Source organism: Candidatus Magnetaquicoccus inordinatus (genome assembly GCF_004217665.1).
Lineage (GTDB): Bacteria > Pseudomonadota > Magnetococcia > Magnetococcales > Magnetaquicoccaceae > Magnetaquicoccus > Magnetaquicoccus inordinatus.
In genome coordinates this window covers 1-19,759 of record NZ_RXIU01000045.1, presented here as the reverse complement: position 1 = coordinate 19,759, position 19,759 = coordinate 1, and the positions used below count along the sequence as shown (strand labels likewise).

14 protein-coding genes are annotated in these 19,759 nt (G+C 47.6%); all 14 read left to right on the top strand.

Features of this window, described 5'->3' with window-relative positions; genetic code table 11:
- Positions 1 to 262 precede the first annotated feature (262 nt).
- Positions 263 to 2,143, top strand: coding sequence for a propionate--CoA ligase (locus tag EJP87_RS05545; protein ID WP_130470867.1), 1,881 nt, complete (start codon positions 263 to 265; stop codon positions 2,141 to 2,143).
- A 1,379-nt stretch (positions 2,144 to 3,522) separates the two neighbouring features.
- Positions 3,523 to 5,745: a type II secretion system protein GspD gene (locus tag EJP87_RS05540; RefSeq protein WP_130470866.1), complete on the top strand. Its 2,223-nt coding sequence runs from the start codon at positions 3,523 to 3,525 to the stop codon at positions 5,743 to 5,745.
- Positions 5,745 to 6,329, top strand: coding sequence for a hypothetical protein (locus EJP87_RS05535; protein ID WP_130470865.1), 585 nt, complete (start codon positions 5,745 to 5,747; stop codon positions 6,327 to 6,329). The genes EJP87_RS05540 and EJP87_RS05535 overlap by 1 nt, the downstream gene beginning before the upstream one ends.
- A 35-nt stretch (positions 6,330 to 6,364) precedes the next feature.
- A complete protein-coding gene (locus tag EJP87_RS05530) occupies positions 6,365 to 7,054 on the top strand; it encodes a hypothetical protein (protein WP_130470864.1) in 690 nt (229 codons plus the stop codon).
- Between the two features lie 28 nt (positions 7,055 to 7,082).
- Positions 7,083 to 7,619: a type II secretion system protein gene (locus EJP87_RS05525; RefSeq protein WP_130470863.1), complete on the top strand. Its 537-nt coding sequence runs from the start codon at positions 7,083 to 7,085 to the stop codon at positions 7,617 to 7,619.
- 120 nt (positions 7,620 to 7,739) lie between these two features.
- Positions 7,740 to 10,127, top strand: coding sequence for a bifunctional serine/threonine-protein kinase/formylglycine-generating enzyme family protein (locus EJP87_RS05520; RefSeq protein WP_130470862.1), 2,388 nt, complete (start codon positions 7,740 to 7,742; stop codon positions 10,125 to 10,127).
- Positions 10,128 to 10,141: 14 nt separating this feature from the next.
- Complete coding sequence (locus EJP87_RS05515; protein WP_193771162.1) at positions 10,142 to 12,901, top strand: ATPase, T2SS/T4P/T4SS family; 2,760 nt, start codon at positions 10,142 to 10,144, stop codon at positions 12,899 to 12,901.
- 2 nt (positions 12,902 to 12,903) lie between these two features.
- Entirely contained in the window at positions 12,904 to 13,953 is a 1,050-nt protein-coding gene (locus tag EJP87_RS05510) for a type II secretion system F family protein (protein ID WP_130470860.1), read from the top strand.
- Between the two features lie 4 nt (positions 13,954 to 13,957).
- On the top strand, positions 13,958 to 14,596 hold the full coding sequence (locus tag EJP87_RS05505; RefSeq protein ID WP_130470859.1) for a type II secretion system protein: 639 nt from the start codon (positions 13,958 to 13,960) through the stop codon (positions 14,594 to 14,596).
- Between the two features lie 27 nt (positions 14,597 to 14,623).
- Complete coding sequence (locus EJP87_RS05500) at positions 14,624 to 15,256, top strand: hypothetical protein (RefSeq protein ID WP_153188658.1); 633 nt, start codon at positions 14,624 to 14,626, stop codon at positions 15,254 to 15,256.
- Positions 15,256 to 15,927 carry a PulJ/GspJ family protein gene (locus EJP87_RS05495; RefSeq protein ID WP_130470857.1) on the top strand — a complete coding sequence of 224 codons (672 nt, stop codon included), beginning with the start codon at positions 15,256 to 15,258 and terminating at the stop codon, positions 15,925 to 15,927. Before EJP87_RS05500 ends, EJP87_RS05495 begins: the two co-directional genes overlap by 1 nt.
- The gene (locus EJP87_RS05490) at positions 15,927 to 16,655 is read left to right on the top strand and encodes a hypothetical protein (RefSeq protein WP_153188657.1); all 729 of its coding nucleotides are present in this window, start codon (positions 15,927 to 15,929) and stop codon (positions 16,653 to 16,655) included. The genes EJP87_RS05495 and EJP87_RS05490 overlap by 1 nt, the downstream gene beginning before the upstream one ends.
- A gap of 105 nt (positions 16,656 to 16,760) precedes the next feature.
- Complete coding sequence (locus EJP87_RS05485; RefSeq protein ID WP_130470855.1) at positions 16,761 to 18,731, top strand: PilN domain-containing protein; 1,971 nt, start codon at positions 16,761 to 16,763, stop codon at positions 18,729 to 18,731.
- Positions 18,732 to 18,749: 18 nt separating this feature from the next.
- Positions 18,750 to 19,664: a hypothetical protein gene (locus EJP87_RS05480; RefSeq protein WP_130470854.1), complete on the top strand. Its 915-nt coding sequence runs from the start codon at positions 18,750 to 18,752 to the stop codon at positions 19,662 to 19,664.
- Positions 19,665 to 19,759: the final 95 nt, after the last annotated feature.

Here is a 19,759-nt window from a genome sequence, read left to right as displayed (position 1 = left end):
AAGCGAATGCGTAGCATTCGCGCACGCCGCACCGATTTGTGCCCCGCAGGGGCACTCTTTGGGAGGGCGGACGCCCGACATGCACAGTTTCGCTTGTGGCAACAGTGAGGAAATTGGCAAATGCGATTGCCCTGCTTTCTGCTTTGCCGCAGGCGCCCAAATCTGGAATAATGGGCAATGGCGCTGCCAAGCTGGAGGGGATGGCTGCATAAGTGTCGGGGAGAATCAGCCTGGGTTCCGCAAATGGATAGGAGAAGTGGGCATGAGCAATCGGCAAGAATATGAAAAATTATACCGTCGTTCGATCGAAGATCGTGAGGAGTTTTGGCGGGAGCAGGCAGCACTCATTGAGTGGCAGCAACCTTTTGACCAGGTATTGGATTACAGTAAGCCGCCATTTGCCACCTGGTTTGCCGGTGGCATGACCAATATTTGTTATAATGCGGTGGATCGTCACTTGCCACAGCGGGCGGAGCAGGCGGCGATTATCTGGGTTTCGACCGAGGTGGAGCAGCGTCAGGTCATCACTTATGGAGAGTTGTACCGGCAGTGCAACGAGATGGCCTCTCTACTGCAGGAGTTGGGGGTTGGCGAGGGTGATCGGGTTTTGATCTATCTGCCGATGATTCCTGAAGCGATTGTGGCCATGTTGGCTTGTGTGCGCATAGGGGCCATTCATTCGGTGGTTTTTGGTGGATTTGCTGCGTTGGCCTTGGCCTCGCGCATTGATGATGCCAGTCCCAAATTGATTATCACTGCCGATGCCGGGATGCGTGGCGGCAAGGTGGCCCATTATAAGCCGCTGCTCAAGGAGGGTTTGGCGGCGGTGACGGTGGCAGTGCCGCAGGTGTTGGTGATCGATCGTCATTTGGCGGTGGAGGAGACGCCGCTTGCCGGCGAGATTGATTTTGCCACGGCCATGGCCAAACATACGGGCAGGGAGGTGCCGCCGGTGTGGGTGGATTCGGCGCATCCTTCGTATATTTTATATACTTCGGGAACCACTGGTCGTCCCAAGGGGGTGCAGCGCGATACGGGTGGCCATATGGTGGCCATGCGCATGTCGATGAAATATATTTATAATGTCCATCCTGGAGATGTGATGTTTGCCGGTTCGGACATTGGTTGGGTAGTGGGCCACTCCTATATTGTCTATGCACCGTTGTTGACCGGGGCAGCGACTCTTTTGTATGAAGGTTTGCCGATTCGTCCGGATCCGGGTATTTGGTGGTCATTGGTGGCGGAATATCGGGTCAACTGTCTGTTCACCTCGCCGACAGCCATACGTTTATTGAAAAAGAGTGGCGCGGAGTGGATCAAGCAGCATGATTTAAGCAGTTTGCGCACGCTCTTTTTGGCGGGTGAACCGTTGGACAAGGAGACCCATCGGTGGGTGAGTGAGGCGTTGCAGGCACCGGTGGTGGACAACTATTGGCAGACGGAGACTGGTTGGCCGATTTTGAGTAATTATGCTGGTTTGGGTTTATTGCCGATCAAATTTGGCTCACCGACATTGCCAGCCTTTGGCTATGAGACAGTTTTGTTGGACAGTGATGGCAAAGTGATTAGCGAGGCGGAGAGCAAAGGTTCCTTGATGATTCGACCGCCGTTGCCGCCTGGTTGTATGAGCACGGTATGGGGCGATGACAGCCGCTTTGTCTCCACCTATTTTTCCAGCAGTTCTGAGCTGTTGTATGCCACTTTTGACTATGCGGTATTTGATGAAGAGGGCTATTTTTTCATCATGGGTCGCAATGATGATGTGATCAATGTGGCGGGTCATCGTTTAGGCACCAGAGAGGTGGAGGAGGCGTTATGCACCCATCCGGCGGTTGCGGAGGCGGCTGCGGTTGGGATCAAGGATGAGTTGAAGGGGCAGGAGATTGAGGCTTTTGTGGTGTTGATGAGCCATGCGCAGCCGCCGACGGAGGATGAGTTAAAGGCGGTAGTGGCGCGGCAGATTGGTGGCATAGCCAAGCCCAAATATGTGCACATTGTTCCTGGTTTGCCCAAGACCCGTTCCGGGAAGGTGATTCGTCGGGCGATTTTGGCGATAGCCGAAGGGCGCGACCCTGGCGAGCTGCCCACCATTGAGGATGCCAAGAGTTTGCAGATTATTCGCGAGGCGGTGGAGCACCGTTAAGGTAGTGGATAGCACATTGCTGCAGAGAGGAGAGCAAGGCCAGGAGCATATCCTTTCCGATAGAGCAAACGCACTTGAAAAACAAATCATTATTATGGAGGTCCAGGAGGAGATTATCTCCTCCTGGCAGGTGCAGGACGGAGTCCTGCATCTAGCGGCGTTTCACCAGAAGCGAATGCGTCAGCATTCGCGCACGCCGCGACAATCTGTGCCCCGCAGGGGCACTCTTTGGGAGGGCGGAGGCCCGACCTGCACAGTTTAAGTTTGTGGCAACGGCGAGAAAATGCGCATATGTTTTAGTCCTGTTTTTGATCCTGATACTGAGTCTCAATACAATAGTATAAAATGAATCTCAATTCTTCCCTTGTCTGAGTTGGGTTAATCCCACTGTGTCATCCTTGGTCTCGGTGTGTGATACAGACTTGCAATTTTCGGGCGCAATTATCCCCTGATCCTGTCTGGATTAAGTCGCAATTATCCCCTGATCCTGTCTGGATTAAGTCGCAATTATCCCCTGCTCCTGTCTGGATTAAGTCGCAATTATCCCCTGATCCTGTCTGGATTAAGTCGCAATTATCCCCTGCTCCTGTCTGGATTAAGTCGCGCTTATTCTTTGCACCCGACTGGAGGAGGAGGTTCCGACCTGTCGGATGTTTTTATGTTGTTGATTGTGCCTATGAGCTGCCTTTTTTGCAAGCAGCCTGGCACGGCAATCGCATTTGCCAATTTTCTCACTGTTGCCACAAGCGAAACTGTGCATGTCGGGCGTCCGCCCTCCCAAAGAGTGCCCCTTTGGGGCACAAATCTGTGCGGCATGCGCGAATGCTTTGCATTCGCTTTGGTGAAACGCCGCACATTACCAGCAGGGCTTTGCCCTGCACCCAACAGGAGGAGATAATCTCCTCCTGGACCTCCATAATAGTTTTCTGATTTTCAAATGCGATTGCCCTGCAGTTATCAGAGCAGCTTGATGATCTTGCTCTGGCCAAGCAGGGTTATGGCACTGCCTTTTGTGACTTGCATACATCAATCCATCCCTTTGGTGGTTGAGCTCTCAGGCGTGTGGAGTGACACACAAAAATCATTGAAATTGCGTAAGATTACCGAACTTGTTCATAATATATTATTGATAGTTAAATATATTTTAATTTTTCTCTTGTTCGGACCAATAGCGTTCTGTATCATGCAGCAGATCCCAGAAAGAATAAACAGCAAAAAATTATAACCAGGATCCTGATGTCGTATAACAATCAAGATCTTGGATGTTGCTGGGTATTGTTGACTTTGTTTGTGTATGCGTGATTTAAGTGGTGAATATCTGCTGCAACTATGTAAAAACTTTACAAAACTGAAACTAAAAGGATCTGGAGGAGAGAGCGATGTCTGGCATGGGTTCGGTACGGGAGACGAAGGTATATACGGACGGAGCAGAGAGTGGTGCAGAAGAGGAGTTTCCTTTGGGACAAGGCCAAGGAGAAACAGCAGTCACCGCCGCAAATCCAGTTTTTATGCGCAAAGGTCGTTGGTTGAAACGGGCTGCTCTTTTTGCCGCGTGTGGTCTGCTGCAGGTCATGGTGGCAGGGCAACCGTTGTGGGCTGATGATGAACGCAGCCAACAAGATCTTGATCAATGTTTGCGTAAGATTATTGGGGAGAGTACCCACAGACCCATAGGCAGTTTGCTTGATAATGTCAAAAATGATTGCAAATGGGAGTATAACCTGGAGCAGATCAATCCCGGACAGATGGTGATGGTGGATAAAAAGTTGCTGGAGCAGTCAAAAGAGAAGGTAGTGGACTATATCGCCAAAACCTATAACTGGCAGTATGTCATTAGCGGTGACAAGTCGCTCACCTTCAAACCGAAGAGTCAAGAGAGTAATAAAAAAATTTCAGGGGTCTTTTCTCCTGTGCACGGCAAGGTGACAGAGATTTGGCAGAGTTGGTGTGAAGTAAACAACAACGCTAAATGTCCTGGCAAAGCGAATAAGAATTCTGAAGGTAAGGATAACACCTATAAGGAGCTTATTTTTAAGGTCGATAGCGCCACCAACACGATCTATGTTTCGGGCAACAACAATGACGTGACCAACATGCTGAATGTCTTCAAAGGATATGATGCGGGGGTGGGAAATCTGAAGAAGATACAGCAGCGGGAGAATATGCAGTCGTTGGAAAAGACGATGCAGAATTGGACCTATGTACGTATTCCTCTGCGTTATGCCAATGTGGATCGGACCACGCGCACTTTTCAGGGCAAGAGTTATGAAATTCCGGGCATTATTGAATCGCTCAAGCTGTTGACCCGGGCGGTAGATGCCAAGGATTTTCAGAAGCTGCAGGGAGGTTCTGGGCAGGGATGGGGGCAGATGATGGGTGGACCTGGAGCCTGGAATCCGCAGGGTACGGTTCCGGGAGGGGGTGCCGCTGCTGCGGGAGCGGCGACTGGAGCATCTGGCAACGGTGTTGCCGAGGGGGCGCTGCCGGGCGGTGAAGGGAAGGTTGATTTTAATCTAATGGATCCGACAACGCCGGTGGTTGCCGCCGATCGGCGCACCAACTCGGTGATTGTTTGGGGTGTGCCTGCAGCAGTGGAAAAGATTCGCAAATTGATTGTCGAGGATTTGGATAAACAGGAAAACCAGATTGAAATTGAGGTGATGATTCTGGAGGGACAGCATGATCTTTCTGCCTCATTGGGAGTGGATTGGGGGTATGCGCAAGGGATTCACGGTGCTGGGGCTTTTACCGGTAACACTTCACTCAGCGGCGTTGGCTACAGTAACGTCAGCACAGGCAGGGGCCAATTGCAATTAGTGAGTAATCCATCAATCCCTGCTACCGGTGGTGCCATGGGATTTCTCTTTCAGGGCTCTCGCTATATGTTGGATGCCACGCTTAAAGCCATGGAGAGCAGTGAGCGCTTGCAGACCATCTCTTCGCCGAGAGTGGTGACCATGGAAAATATTCCTGCCAAAATCACCAGCTCCAAAAATCTTTCTTTTCAGTTTCAGGCAGATGACAGCAAAGCAAGATCAAACATAACCACAGTTCAAACTGGTGTCTCTATAGACATTTTGCCGATGGTTATCAAGACAAAGGATGGCGAGGTAGAGAAAATACGTCTGGATATCAGTGCAAAAAGTTCTGCGCCATCGACGCTTCCTAGTGGTATAGCGGCTGCTGGAGTGTCGGTCACCACAGATGAGCAAGAGATTCATACCAATGTATTTTTGCCTCAGGGCTCCACCTTTATCCTTGGTGGAATGTTCAAGACGGTGCGTGGTGAAACGGATCGTGGGGTGCCCGGTCTGCGTTCCATACCGCTATTGGGCAATCTGTTTAATTATCGCAAGTCAGATAATAAGCGTAGTGAGGTGGTGTTTTTGATTACTCCTCGGGTGTTGAATCCCCTTGTTGCAGAAGAGAACACTCTGCCGGCGGATGATCTGCGTGCTGCCAATGAGGAGATATTGCAGGAGAGTCTCTCTTCGCGCTCCTTTATCAAACGAGAACGGGGGGCAGTGGCCTCCGGGATGAAAAATCTGCATGTGGAGAGCCCACTGTTGCCGATGAGTCGTTCGCGTGCGGAGGATGAGTGATGAGCATGCGGTGGCAATGGCTGGAGCAGGTCTTGGCTCTATTGCCCTGGTTGGGGAGCATGCTGATGGTGGCTTGGATCTTCTATTTTCCCACTTGGGAAGCCAACCAGCGCAAGTCGGCCATTGATGCATTTCTTAACGCCACCAGGGAGATGTATAGAAAACAGATCCTCTATTATCACAGTCACGATCAGCAATTTTGCTATAACAATGTGGAAAATCCCTGCAAGGAGGAGCTTTTTCCCAATTTGAAGGATGTTGGGAAGCAAGAGGGTTTTCAGATCAAGTTTCGCAACTTGCCGTTGGATCGTGTTGATCGTTCGGGATTACTGATTGAGGGGGTAATGACCAGCCGTGACAAAGAAGGCATATTCCTGGCGCTTATAGATCGCAAGTGGATGGAGTTGTATCAACAGTTCCATCTGGCCGAGTTCATTATCGGCGGTGTGCCAACCTTGGTTAATCAGGTGAGGATTGAAAATGTAGAGCAAGCAGCAAAGATAACTTGGAATGTGAACGATGCAGAAAAAAACAAGTTATTACAACGCTATAAGTTGAAGAGTGAGCCGATTGCCAAACCATAGCCGAGCAAAATCTGACTGAGTGAAGAGAGGAAAGTATGAACAGAGCAAGAGTGCACTATCTCAGCGCAGCGCTCTTAATATTGAGTGGTTGTGCAACACTATCGGCTGATCGTGGTGCGGAGTTTGATGCAGAGGAAGGAAGTTATCGTCCTGATTGGAAGGTAGGTGAGGCGTGGCATTATGATGATGGTTATGCTGTGGCCGTTGCCGCACAGGAGGGTGACAAGACCACCTTTGTACGTTTGGATCAAAAGGGTGAATGTTACAAGCGACAAGGATTTTTATTGACGGACTCCTATGTCGAAGATGTGTTGCGCACCAACAAATCAATTACTCCGCAAGCCAGCGGCAAGGTGGATGGCCGCTTGCGTTTGACTCCAGGTTATTTGCTCAACTTTACCCGTGAATTTACCGCCAACGGTGTAGCGCGCAAACATCGTTCGCTGTTCAAGGTGGAGGGCGAAGAGGAGATTCTGGTGCCGGCTGGCCGTTTCAAGACCTATGTTATTGTGTGGAATACAATAAATCCCGTCAGTGGTTGGGAAGGGTTTGAAAAGTGGTGGTATAGTGTCGATCTGAAACATTATATACGCATGGAATACAGATATGGATTGACTGCAGCCGGGTCACGGGTATTGGTCAAGCATACCCCGGTCGCTGAGGGAGGTGTGTCGCCATCGGCGCTGCACAACGGGTGCCCGCTATTGGAAGCGTCACGCAAATAACAAACCGATCATGTAGGGAGGAAGGTAGATGAATCATAACGGTATGCGGCAGAGAGTTGCAGGATTTTCCCGTTCTGCCCAGGGAGGTTTTTCTTTGATTGAAATCATGGTGGTGTTAACAATCATTGCCATTTTGGCAGGGATTGGGGTGCCAAAAATGATTTCATTTATCCGCACGGCACGTGCCAGCGAGGCAGTCAAGCAAATGGGCTATATCGCGGATGCGGTCAATGCCCATACAGCCAATTATCCGACCACGACACTTTTTGCGACCTATAACAAATTATTGGGCACATCCAGTGATTCGTTGCAGCGCGCACTGCCGACATTGAATGTCATCGACAATGCAAATTTTACCTATGTTCTGGAATATACAGATAAAGATACCTACTGTATCGTGGCGTCGCACAAGGAAACAGGTAACTATAAAGTCTATTATTCCAACACAGTGGTGAAGGATAAACCGGGTTGGACAGACCACTTTAATAGTGTGAACTATGTCTCAGAGGGCGAACAGTCTCCTGTTGATCCAGGTGAAGGCGGTTGTAACGGTAAAGTATCGTGAGATGATTCACAACCAAATGTGCATTGGGTGTGAGCACAGCGCCCGATGACACATTTGGTTGTGAACGAGCATGATATATAAGATTGGTTATGACAGAAACCGATAAACTGAGCATTGAACATGGGCGACACTTCAGCAGACCGCTATATTGATCTGGTAAAATTGGGTCAAGGAGGCTATGGCACAGTATTCAAGGCAACAGATACGATTGAAAACCGTATTGTAGCCTTAAAAGTTCTCAATCGTAACCATCCCGAATTGCGAGAAGAGGATAACTGGCGTAAGCAGGTTGATCTGTTGGCGAAAGAGGTTAAACGGGTCGAGGAGTTGTCGCATGATACCATATGTAAAATAAATGGTTTGGTAGAATGGCAGGACAGTTATGCCATTGTCATGCAATATATTGAAGGCCAGTCGCTGACAAAGTGGATAGAGGCAAATCAATATGAAGTGGCTCTGACCAGACAGGAGCGCATTCGCATTTTGCTGCATTTGGCTGGAGGAATCAGTTATGCCAGCGCCAAAGGGTTTATCCATCGGGATTTAAAACCGGATAATATTCTTTTGAAAAGGGGCAATCCAGAACGTCCGTATATTTTGGATTTTGGGATTTCACTCAGCCAGGAAGAGTATGAAGAGGGTGATGTGCAGATTGCCGGCACACGCAGCTATATGGCACCGGAAGCGGAGTCGGGAGCCAAGCCGAGCTATCTTTTGGATATCTATTCGTTTGGGATGATTGCCTATGAAGTGCTGAGTGGTGCCATGCGCAAAAGGGTGAGAGGCAGAGCTGTTGCACCCAATTTTGAGCATGAAGAGTTGCGCGATTATAATCCCTTTTTGCGTGAGTTGTTACCCTTGATGGTCCATTATGATCCCGCGCAGCGCCCCTCCTGGGCGGAGATCATCGACATACTCAGTTTGGATAGTGAGCAGTGGTGGTCACCCTATGACCCCTGGTGGACAGACAAAGCTGAGGTCTCCACTTGGCACGTGGCCAAAGGGGCAAACAGGATCGAGAGGGTGCAATGGTATAAAGGTGAACCCTGTGCACAAACCAATGGGCAAATCAATCTGTGGGTGCAACAGATCAAAAAACTGCATCTGCGCCAGGTGGATAACACAATCAGCTTGCGACAGCGCCTGGGTAGAGCTGTGGTTATCTCAGAGCTGCTCAGCGTTGAGAGAAATAATGAGGGAAAATCGCCTGCAGAAACTACCCTGTGCTATTGGTTGCTCAATAACCGAAGGGAGCCGGTGCTGACTGCAGAGGTTCGTTGGCATATTTTTACCCACTTGCTGCAGATTGTTCTGGATATTCATCATGCCGGTGGCTATCTGGGAGGGATCCGTTGTCAACAGGTTGAACTGTTGCCAACAAGGGGGGGTGATCATCCAGAGATCAGAATCAATTTTTTATTGCCAGAACGTAAATTGTTACGCCAAGCGCCGAAAGAAGAAACTGAGCTGTTGGCCTATTGGCAAAAGCGTGATTGGCAGAGTCTGTTTCCATTGGTGTCTGAATTATTGACCGGAGTGACAAAATTTCCCAGTGGGTGGTTGGAGCTGGAAAATAGGGACTATTCCCCTGCAGAGATTAAAGAGTGGCGCAAGGAATTTGATAGGTATCAATCCTATGCCAAAGGGATACACAGCAATTTTCGTTTATCTCCCGCACTCTTCGTACATTTGTTTAATCTGATGATAGGCAATATACAAAGAAAAGAGATGGAAGATCTGGTACAAAAGGTTCAGTTGTTGCCGAAAGAGCGTGCACAGATTGCTTCCACTATTGAACAAAAACTGATCCATGTTCCCAGAGGCAAATATTATGTTGGCTATGGTAATAATGAACCATTGGGAAATAGTATAGCCTTCTTTCCTATCGAAGTTGAAGCCTTTTACATGATGCAGCAACCGGTTAGCCAATGGGAGTTCAGGCAATATTTATATGCTACCGGTCAAGATCCCAGAAAATTTTCTGAGCGCATGCAATATTGTGAATTGGATGCTCATCCCATGGTGCATGTCACCTGGGAGCAGGCAATGGCTTATGCCAACTGGGTGAAATTCAAGGGTCGCTCTGGACAGTTGCCCAATGAGTTGCAATGGGAGATTGCCGCCAATGGTGGCACTAAAGAGAGAAAAATACCGGCTTATCCCTGGGGTAACGAACATGTCACCAGTGCACGTGCCAATATCAGCAATCAGTGGTTGACGACCACGCCGGTCGCTTCTTTTCCCAAAACCGGTTTGGGTTTTTATGATTTATGCGGCAATGTCTGGGAGTGGTGTCAGGATAGCTGGAGCTCCGACTGGAATTCGCAGTTGATGGATGCGCGTGCCCATGTTGTCCAAAAACCAATGGAGTGGCAAAACATCGAACGTGTTGTGCGCGGAGGTGCCTTTGATAGTGCGCCCAACACGGGACGTTGTGGTTATCGGAATCGCTTACAAAGTAACCTGGGTTATGCCAATGTCGGCTTTCGGGTTGTCTTTACCGAATAGAAAAGGGGATGGACATGGCGGAAACAAGTAAAACAGAAAATCTTTTGCCACGTATTTTTCTGCAAATTGAAGGCAGTTGGCAGCCATATTATGCGTTTGAAGGCGAACCCTATTTGTTGATTGGACGTCTTGGCACTGAGCAGCCAGGAAAGGCGGAGTTGCGTCTGGATGATCCATTTGTTTCAAGAAAGCATTGTCGGCTCGATTGGCGGGAAGGGGTATGGTGGGTAGAGGATCTGGATAGTCGCAATGGCACCCAGGTCAATGGTGAGATGGTCATGGAAGCCAAACCGTTGAATGACGGTGATATGTTGCGGGTTGGTGATACCATATTTACGGTGTTATTGCACGCACCTGAAGAGCAGGCGGCAGACAGCAAGGAAATGGTGACCAGGGCTTTGCCGACTGGCAAGCGTGGTCAGCTCTCTGCAGCACCAGCAGAAGAGGCAGAGCTGACCCAGATAATGCCGACCGGCAAGCCTGGTCAGCTCTCCGCAGAGCCAGCAGAAGAGGCGGAGACGGAGCAGCAGCGTGCAATGGGGATCCCAGGAGCCTCAACTGACGGCAAGCAAAAAGATCTGTCCAGTGCAAGAGCTCCTTCTTCTCGGTCGGGCAGGAGTGAGGCCGCACTTGAGAAGGGTGCAACTGTGGGCGCTCAGCCAGCAGACAAAAAAGAGTTTTCTCGGAGTCAAGACAATACAGCCACTCCAAAACAGGCCGATGCGCCAAAGATATCCAAGCGTGCGGAGCAGTGGCAACACTCCGGCCACAGAGAGGATTCCAGGTATTCATCTGCAGAGAATCAGCAAACAGGGGAGGGTGAGCAAGAAACAGATGATGCCTATGTCCCTCCAGGCTTTAGGTCTGCGCAGCCTGCTTCTGCAGAAGAAATTTGTCCGAAGCCGCTATTGACCTATTCTCTCTTGGAACAATTATTGGAAGATAAAAAGTTTTTAGCGCGTTTGGCCAAAACAACAAGGGAGGAGATTGCAGAGTATATCAAGGAGCATAAAGGCAAAACGCCGCCTGGGGCCATTTTTCGCAATCTGGTTGGCAAAGATGTAGAAGATCCGGCTCGCTGGAGCGGTTTGTATGAAGTCTTGGCTCTCAAATTAAAAAAGCGTCTGTTGCGTGCGCCACAGCGTGGGAACAAACAGGAAAAGGGCAAAGAGCATGGCAATTTGTCTGCCGAAGGCGAAGGAGGTCGCATCTTTGAAGAGCTGAAGATAGGGGAGATTGAATATCCGCATTGGATTCTCAGAGAACGTCATCTGATTGATACTTTGATGATTTTTCCTCTGCGCTCCTCCTCTCAAGACGAGGTGTTTCGTTATGTGACCGCCGATCCATTGGATCCTATTCTCTCGCAATGGTTGGCGCGTCGCACCGGTAAATCTGTAGAGGCGGTTTGGATGTCGATGGGTGATGTGCGTTCTGTATTGCACATGGATGAGTTTCGACAGCATGTTGAGGGGTTGATAAAACGCGGATCCGAACATGTGATCGATTCACAAAAGGGAATGGTAGAGATTGTCGCTGAAGGGTTGAATCAATACAAAGTGCAGTTGTCAGGAGAGCTGAACATTGCAGAGATATGCAAGGGAATATTGTTACAGGCATGGTTGAACAAGGCTTCGGATATTCACTTTGAACCCTCGCAGAACTGGTTGCTGGTGCGTTTTCGTTTGAACGGTACGATGGTTGAAGAGGCGCGTCATGAATTGAACGTGCACCCACCGATTGTTGCCTATATGAAAATTCAATCGAAAATGAATGTGGCGGAACGGCGCCGACCCCAAGATGGCCGTTTTTCCATGAAGTTGCAAAACAATCAAGTTGATGTGCGCGTCTCCTCTTATCCTACGGTATATGGTGAAAAACTGGTGTTGCGGTTGCTCAATAAAAATTCAATGATGAGCGATATCGACACCTTGTCGATGTCTGGACGTGACAAGGAGCTGCTCAAACAAAAGGTCCATTCGCCCCATGGTTTGATCTTGGTCAGTGGTCCAACAGGATCTGGTAAGACCACCACTCTGTACTCCTGTCTTGGCTCTATCGATCGCAACAAAAAAAATGTTCTTACGGTCGAAGATCCCGTTGAAATTCGCATGGATGGCGTTCATCAAATGCAGGTCAATGCAAAAATTGGGGTCACCTTTGCCAATGGTTTGCGTACCATTCTGCGCCAGGATCCCGATGTGATTATGGTCGGGGAGATCCGTGATGCCGAAACAGCCAAAATGGCGGTGGAAGCATCGCTGACCGGCCATCTTGTTCTTTCCACCATCCATGCCAACGATGCCATTAAAGTGATAGATCGTCTGTTGGAAATGGGTATCGAACCCTTTTTGTTGGCCAATTCCCTCTCTTTGACCATGGCGCAACGTCTGGTCAGGGTGTTATGCAGTTGCAAAGAGGAGTGCAAGGGTTCTGAATATCTGGAGCGCTTGCGGGTAAAGGGCATTACCGCAGAGCAGATACAACGTGCCGGTCTGCAAGTTGATGCTAACGTGACCTATATGGTTAACAATCCCCTTGGTTGCAGTCAATGCCGTAAAACAGGCTATAACGGCAGGCAGGCTGTTTATGAGCTGTTAAATTTTAGCGAAGAGGTGCGTGCCAGCATCATCAATAAAGAGAAATTGCCCAAACTGAAAGAGGAGTTGACGCGAAGCCGCAAAATGACACCACTGATTAACAATGGCATGCGTTTGTTTGAGGAGGGGGTCACCTCTCTGGAAGAGGTCTTTATGGCGCTAGGGGAGGGTTGACGATGCGTGGAATCACCAATAGCGATGTCTTGATTTTTACCAATCAATTTTCAGCCATGATGCGTAGTCATCTGCTTTTGGTCGATGTGTTGCAGAACCTTTCCCGTGAGAGCACCAACAAAAAAATGGGCAATTTGTTGGCGATTATCGCCAAACGGGTGGAAGCGGGTGAGGATCTTGGGGAGGTTTTAAGCCACTGGCCAAAAATATTTGGGCCGATCTACATCGGGGTGGTCAAAGCAGGTATGGAGTCCGGTCGGCTGGATCTTTGTTTGCAGCAGATAAGTGTCTATCTCGATCGTATGGATAACTTGCGCCAAAGAGTACGCCAAGCCATAACCTATCCCATACTGTTGCTGGTTGCAACAATAGTTGTATTTTTGATCATGACCCTGCATATTTTTCCACGTTTTGAACATATCTTCAAACAGTTGAAGGCTAAATTGCCCGATTTGACCCTGGCCATGATGGGTATTAGTCACTGGTTGCAAGAAAATGGTTTTGTATTAATGATCTATGTTATTGCAATGATTCTGCTAACAATCACGATCATCAATACTCGACGAGGACGTTTATTCTGGGATCGTTATCTGCTCAAGGTGCCGATTATTGGTCGCTTGGTGCGCCTGGCTGCGTTGGCGCGGTTTGCGCGCACTTTTGCTGTTCAGGTGCAAAACGATGTGCCCGTGTTGAATGCCATCGATCTTGCCGCAACGGCCAGCGGCAATAAATATGTCGAACAACAGTTGTTCTTGGTACACCAGCAATTGGAGGGTGGCTATTCTCTCGGTGAGGCTTTTGGCCAGCATGCGGTGTTTGCCGGGGTAACCCAGCAGATGATCTCTTCTGGCGAGCAGATGGGTAATCTGGATGAGTTGCTTTTTCTGGCCGCTGAATATTTTGAACGCATGTTGGACTATGCCATTTTACGGGTGACAACATTGATCAATCCCACCTTGACCGCCTTGATGGGTATTATTGTGGCTGTTCTGATGTTGTCAGCATTTTTGCCCATTCTGGAAATGACCTCGTCGGTAACCGCGAAAGGATAGTCTGATGCAGCGACGATTTTCAGAACAAACAAATTTATCTGGGCAAGCTGGATATACCTTGTTTGAAATTTTAATCGCCTTGACCATCGTGGCTTTGCTGGTGGGTCTATCAGTTAACCCGATTCGCATTGCGCTGATTTCTGCACGCGCCGAACAGGCGATACCCTATTTGCGTGCTATCGCAGCCGAGGAGCGCTCCTATTTTGATAGTCGAGGCGAATATTATCAGCCCGAAGAGTGGAATGAGCAGTTGTTGATAGATACTTTGGGGGTGCCACTCCAGGAGTCTGGAGATTTTTGCTATGTGGTGCGCACCAGCAACTTTATCAGCAATAGTAGTGATACCCCAGAGTTTGAGGTGTGGGCCATTCTGCGTGACAACAACTATTCTGGTAGCTCTCCGGCACAGGATGTCACTTCTGGGGTTACGGGAACCGAAGTAAGCGGCTGCATGACGGCAACAAATAAAGTGCATGCCGGGGGCTGGGTTGCCAGTGACGAGAATGAACTTGCCAGTGAAGGGCGCGTTGTGGTTTTACGCTATCCGCCTCCACGCGCTGAAATAGATTCGGCAGTACGCAATGGACGTTCAATCTATTTGCAGTGGCGTGATGGAATCAGTACCACCGATCCATTGCTATAGGGTGCGACAATGGATGGCAAAGCTTCCATGGCAGGATTTGCCTTGTTGGAAAATATTATCAGCATTGTTCTGGTAGCCATTTTAGCGACCGGTGTTTATTCGATGTTTACCATGGTCGATGGCTTGTCACGACAAATGCTGTGGGAACAGAAAGCTTTGCTCTCTTTGCATGGACATTTGGAAAAGATCGTGGCCCTTTATCGCTATGGCAAGATCCAGGATCAAACGGTTTCTATTTATGGGCAGACAATGAGTTATCCCTCTGGACATGCGCAGCCCTATGCCGATCACGCTATCTTGACCTCCTATCGTGATCCCTATGGTTTGTTGGAAACGGATCGGCAACGATTTCTGAAAACTGCCGATAATGAGGGGGTGATTTTTCATTATCGTCCTTCTGGAGGCAATACCGGTAGCGTTGCTGATCGTAATCTGGTCTGGTTGGACAAAGTGGATGGCATTGTTGCCCTGTTGAGCTGGACCATAGAGAGCAGTCGTTTAACGCAAACCTGTTTTGATTATGCGAGCGGCTCTCGTTGTCTGCTATTGACCGCCTATTTTGATTTTCCCTACCGTTTGGATAGTGAAGGAGTTCCCGTAAAGCTCTCCCATAGTGCGCAGCATACCCTGTCGCTACAAACCATAGTCGGAGCACGTTGATGGGGCAGCACTTTTGGAAATCAAGAGCAATCAAGCGTTCTGCAGCGGCGGATGAGGCAGGATTTACCTTGATAGAGGTTGTCGTCAGCGCTGTCATACTCTCGATTATTGGCTTGACTTTAATACAGATATTGCGTCTGGCGCAGGAGATAGGATTAAGAGGCTATACGCGAATGAAGTTGCAGCAGGAGGCGCAATATCTTTTTGCCATGGCCGGTGACGGTGGGTTTCGCGAGGGCAACGGGCAGTCGGGAATAGAGAGAGATCATGCCTACGACCGTGTACCTGGCTTTCATGGTTTAAGTGCCAATCCTCTTGGGAGCAGCTTAAGCCGTGAAGATATTACCCCCTATCGTTTGACTTTGCGGAATAGCGATAGTGGTGGTTTTTTGCAATCGCAAGAGGCAGAAAAGGTGACACTGCGCTGTCAGCGTGCAGGCTATCCCTTGGCGGATTGTCAAAACTTGGAAGAGCGGCATGTTGATGGATTGGTTGCCGCTCATCCGACCACAACCGGCAACAGCCAACGCAATATCGCAGGCAAAACTCCCGAATTGCGCTTTATCTTGGTGGATCCGGCACAACTTACCGGTTTGGACAGCAGCAAATCGGTGGCAGTCGAAAAGTTTACCCAATCTTTTTGGACAGCTTATCGTTTGGAAGTGGATTGATGGGGCAGCATTGGCAAAAACTCATTCCGCCTTATTCTCTTTTGGCTCGTTTGCGAGGAGCTGTGCGGCGTTTTGCAAGTCTACATTATGCCGCCTGGCGGCAAGAGAGTGGCAACACTCTGTTATTGGTGATGATTGTGATGATGGTGGTGTTGGGTTTGTCTGCCACTTTTGTCGGAGGCGTATTGCGCAATGAAAAACGTGCTTTGCACTATAATCTGGCACAGTTGCGCGCCTATTGGGCTGAACATGGTGTACTTGATTATCTGCTCAGTCGTGCCCGCTATAATGGCGGAGAGGAGTTGGACTCGGCAAAAATAACCCAACTCAATGGCTATCTGGACGAGTTGGATGGCGAGGTCGGCAACTTAAGCAAATCTTTTGAATATATCTACAACGATGGTGGCAGCACATCACGCATTCAGGTATCGGGCAAGGTGACTTTGGGGCAAATCACTATCAGTAGAGAGAATGTGCAGAAGAACAGTACTGGTGATCTGGGATTATTGCATGTGCAGTTGTGGGTGAGTTCAGTGATTGGTGGTACGCATATGTCACGATTGCTCAACGATAAGACCATTGAGGCAACGATTTGCATGCGTCCTGAACCGGATGAAAAAAGTGGTGCAGATCCGCTGCAAACCAGTTTATGTTCTGATGCGCTATTGGCTTCACCAGGAAATTCCGGTCAGGCGTGGGTCAGGGAGTTTTATCGATCTTTTCCTTGAATTTACAGGATATTTGCAGAGTTTGTCAAGCAATCTACTGCAGATGCAGCTTCTGCTCACCCGCTTATGGGCAGCGCACCATCATCTTAATCTGGAGTGATGAACATGAGTAACAAATTCTCATTGATTCTGTGTATTGGTGAATTCGGTTTTGAATACATCAAGATTCCCTTGGCTGAGGATGAAAATAGCGCAGAACTGTCAATGGTGAGAGTTATGCGTGAAGATGTGCAGATTTTGGATGGTTCTGTACACCATAAAGAGAGCCAGGATCACTATGCACTTGCTCCTGAGCCAGGTGGATTGGAATATTATGACCGGATTATGAAAACGGCGATTCAGCATTTGGAACACTCTCCTGGAGGCAAAACTAACTGGGATACAGTTCATGAAATTTATCTAGTTATTGATGATCCAGAGATTCTTTTTGCCTCTGAGGATTTACTCAGTAAATTCAAACTGGATGGATGGCATTTTCCCAGTGCATGCAAAAAATTTCGTGGTAAAGAAGTCAATTTACTTTTTGCTTATGATTTTGTGGGGTTTGACAAAAACTATGCCCAGATTATTCCAGATGAAGAGATACGGGAGGAGTGGATAAAGAAGCATAAGGATAAAAAAATGGATCTGTTTGCCGAAGACAGTTATTTCTATGGCATTGTGCAGGTATTGGGTAAAAAGCTTTTCGAGAAGGTAAAAGGGATCTATCCCTCCATTGCTTTAACCTTTTTGGATCCTCATTTTATAGAAAGTTTGGCCAAAAGCAGTATTACTTTTCCCAAGGGTGCAGGTACACTGCTTGTCACTTGTGGTTTGACAAGGAGCAGTATTATCTATTTTCCTGGTGATGCGAACAAATTGATCTCCCATCCCATTCCGGTTGGCTGTTGGCATATTCTCTACTATGATCTTGAAAATCGTTCTTGTCATACTATTCTAAAAAATGGTGGTACTGTACATGATATTGATAAAGATTTTTATTTTGGAGTAAGAAGTGGTAAATATTTCAAGCAGTTTTCTGATGAGCTTAATTTTTTTATCAAGGGAATAATAGATTATCATGGCTTGGAAGAGTGTCCCACTCTGTTTTGGAACAGCCGTTTTGAATTTGGAAAAGAGTTGCGACTGCATCTCTACGAACCATTCAATAAACTTACAGCGCATCTGCTTGATTTGCCCAGCAGAATTTCATCGGTAAACCAGTTGCATAAAAGGTGGGACTTTATGGTTGAAAATAAAGAAGCCCTTGAGCAGATGTCGCAAAAACAGATTGTCAAAAGATATGAAGTTGATGCTACAGGAGTAAAAAATTCTTCACCGTCTATTCGTTTTAGTGTGTATAAGGAGGAAAATATTTTGAATGGAGTAAATGCAGATCATAGCCATGATAGAAATCGATTTTCCATTGCAAATATATTTGGTCAATTTCATGACATAAGACAATCAACCTCGAAAAGAGAGAAGTTTGGTGTCATGTTTGTTGCTGGTTTCTTATTGTTATTTACCGGTTATCATCTCTTTGATGAGGCCAGTAAAGTAAGGACAGCATCTGATAATTTAACCAAAAAGTTGGAGCGGTCAACGGCTACTGGTGGCAAAGAGTTGATCAAGGGTAAACAAAATCGCCAAAGAGTATTATGGGGTGATTATTTGGCATCTTTGAGTGAACAACTGCCGAATAACATATGGTTAACCGATATGGCTGTGAGTTACAAGGGAGCAGGAGATCAAGAGCGAATTGTCTCCATCGACGGCATATCGAGTGCTGTAAATTATCCTGAACATCTCAAAGAGATTGCACAATATAAGGATAATTTGAGTAAACAGTTGCAGCAAAAGTCGTACAATATGATGGTCAACTTTGAAAAAATACAGATCAGCAAGGAAAAATCGGAAAAACTGGTTGAATTCCGTATGGAAATGATCCGTACTGTCAAGAGCGAAAGCCAAAAAAAGAGTGAACAAACCGTAGCGGCTAATGTGGGCTCTGCAAACAAAAAAAATGAGCAAAACAATATGGATTCGCCGACGGAAGATCGTAGTCAAGCAGTAGTAAATATTAATAAAACTCAGTAGTCTAGATGGGAGCATATCATGTTAAATTTCTCCAGCAAGAGTGATACAAGACGCATATTTTTGTTTGGGCAGTTGCTGTTTATGCTCAGTATAGGAGTCTTTATTTATCTTCCCCTTCGTAGCATGTACAATGATCAGAAAGAATTTTTGAACGCTATTGGAAATAATGTGGATAACCAGCAGGTATTGCAGGTCAAGGATCATATGGTTGCAATCATGAATGTTGTACAGCGCCATGCTGCGAATCTACAGCTTACTGTGAACAGATTGTCAGCAACTTCGGTGAAGAGGGATTCATGGCAGTTAGAGCTGTTGACCGATTTTTATACTTTGGTAAAATATTTAAATGGTATTGAGATGGATGGTGTCATGGTCCAGGAGGTGCACATTCATCCCTATGACAACCAGCAAAAAAGACCTATTCATGCAGTACGTTTAGTTATTTCTGTATCTGCTTTGCAAGCCAAACCGGAAAAAGGGGAGTTTCTTTCGCAATTGGCACAGAAGGGGGGAGTATTGTCTGCGTCTATAGCGCAATGTGCTCAGAAGGGTACTGCCGGCCAACAAGGGGAAAAGGGTGCACAAACTCCGCCAAACAATAAACCAACGACTGAGTGCATGCCGATGGTGGAAGAGTTAAAAAATCCTTTTCAACCAGCCTCAAAATATGGTGAGGAAATCGATTTAAGCAGAGTGTATACGTTGACTGAAATCTATGCAAAAAATGAAAACAATCAAGCGGTGACCGTAGCGGTAATAGATAATAAACCGGTGAAAAAGGGAGATACTTTGCGTTCGCGCGTGGGAGACGATTGGAAAATTATGGAGATTTCAGCAATCAATGGGGTGCTCTTGCAAGAAAATTCTGGAAAGAGACAGGCTGTAATTCGTGTCCGCGAAGATGAGCGTTATGCACCACAAAACCGGAGATGAGGCGAATCCTGTTTTAGACGGAACTTTCGACAGAAAAAACGCGCTATTATGTTGACATCATTGTATAAAACAATGAAATCGCTTTATGCTCTCTG

Excerpts from the sequence above, each read along its gene's own strand:
- EJP87_RS05500 (WP_153188658.1), top strand. The coding sequence starts at position 14,624 with ATGGCAGGATTTGCCTTGTTGGAAAATATTATCAGCATTGTTCTGGTA.
- EJP87_RS05540 (WP_130470866.1), top strand. The coding sequence starts at position 3,523 with ATGTCTGGCATGGGTTCGGTACGGGAGACGAAGGTATATACGGACGGA.
- EJP87_RS05495 (WP_130470857.1), top strand. The coding sequence starts at position 15,256 with ATGGGGCAGCACTTTTGGAAATCAAGAGCAATCAAGCGTTCTGCAGCG.
- EJP87_RS05530 (WP_130470864.1), top strand. The coding sequence starts at position 6,365 with ATGAACAGAGCAAGAGTGCACTATCTCAGCGCAGCGCTCTTAATATTG.
- EJP87_RS05520 (WP_130470862.1), top strand. The coding sequence starts at position 7,740 with ATGGGCGACACTTCAGCAGACCGCTATATTGATCTGGTAAAATTGGGT.
- EJP87_RS05545 (WP_130470867.1), top strand. The coding sequence starts at position 263 with ATGAGCAATCGGCAAGAATATGAAAAATTATACCGTCGTTCGATCGAA.
- EJP87_RS05490 (WP_153188657.1), top strand. The coding sequence starts at position 15,927 with ATGGGGCAGCATTGGCAAAAACTCATTCCGCCTTATTCTCTTTTGGCT.
- EJP87_RS05525 (WP_130470863.1), top strand. The coding sequence starts at position 7,083 with ATGAATCATAACGGTATGCGGCAGAGAGTTGCAGGATTTTCCCGTTCT.
- EJP87_RS05485 (WP_130470855.1), top strand. The coding sequence starts at position 16,761 with ATGAGTAACAAATTCTCATTGATTCTGTGTATTGGTGAATTCGGTTTT.
- EJP87_RS05480 (WP_130470854.1), top strand. The coding sequence starts at position 18,750 with ATGTTAAATTTCTCCAGCAAGAGTGATACAAGACGCATATTTTTGTTT.
- EJP87_RS05535 (WP_130470865.1), top strand. The coding sequence starts at position 5,745 with ATGAGCATGCGGTGGCAATGGCTGGAGCAGGTCTTGGCTCTATTGCCC.
- EJP87_RS05510 (WP_130470860.1), top strand. The coding sequence starts at position 12,904 with ATGCGTGGAATCACCAATAGCGATGTCTTGATTTTTACCAATCAATTT.
- EJP87_RS05515 (WP_193771162.1), top strand. The coding sequence starts at position 10,142 with ATGGCGGAAACAAGTAAAACAGAAAATCTTTTGCCACGTATTTTTCTG.
- EJP87_RS05505 (WP_130470859.1), top strand. The coding sequence starts at position 13,958 with ATGCAGCGACGATTTTCAGAACAAACAAATTTATCTGGGCAAGCTGGA.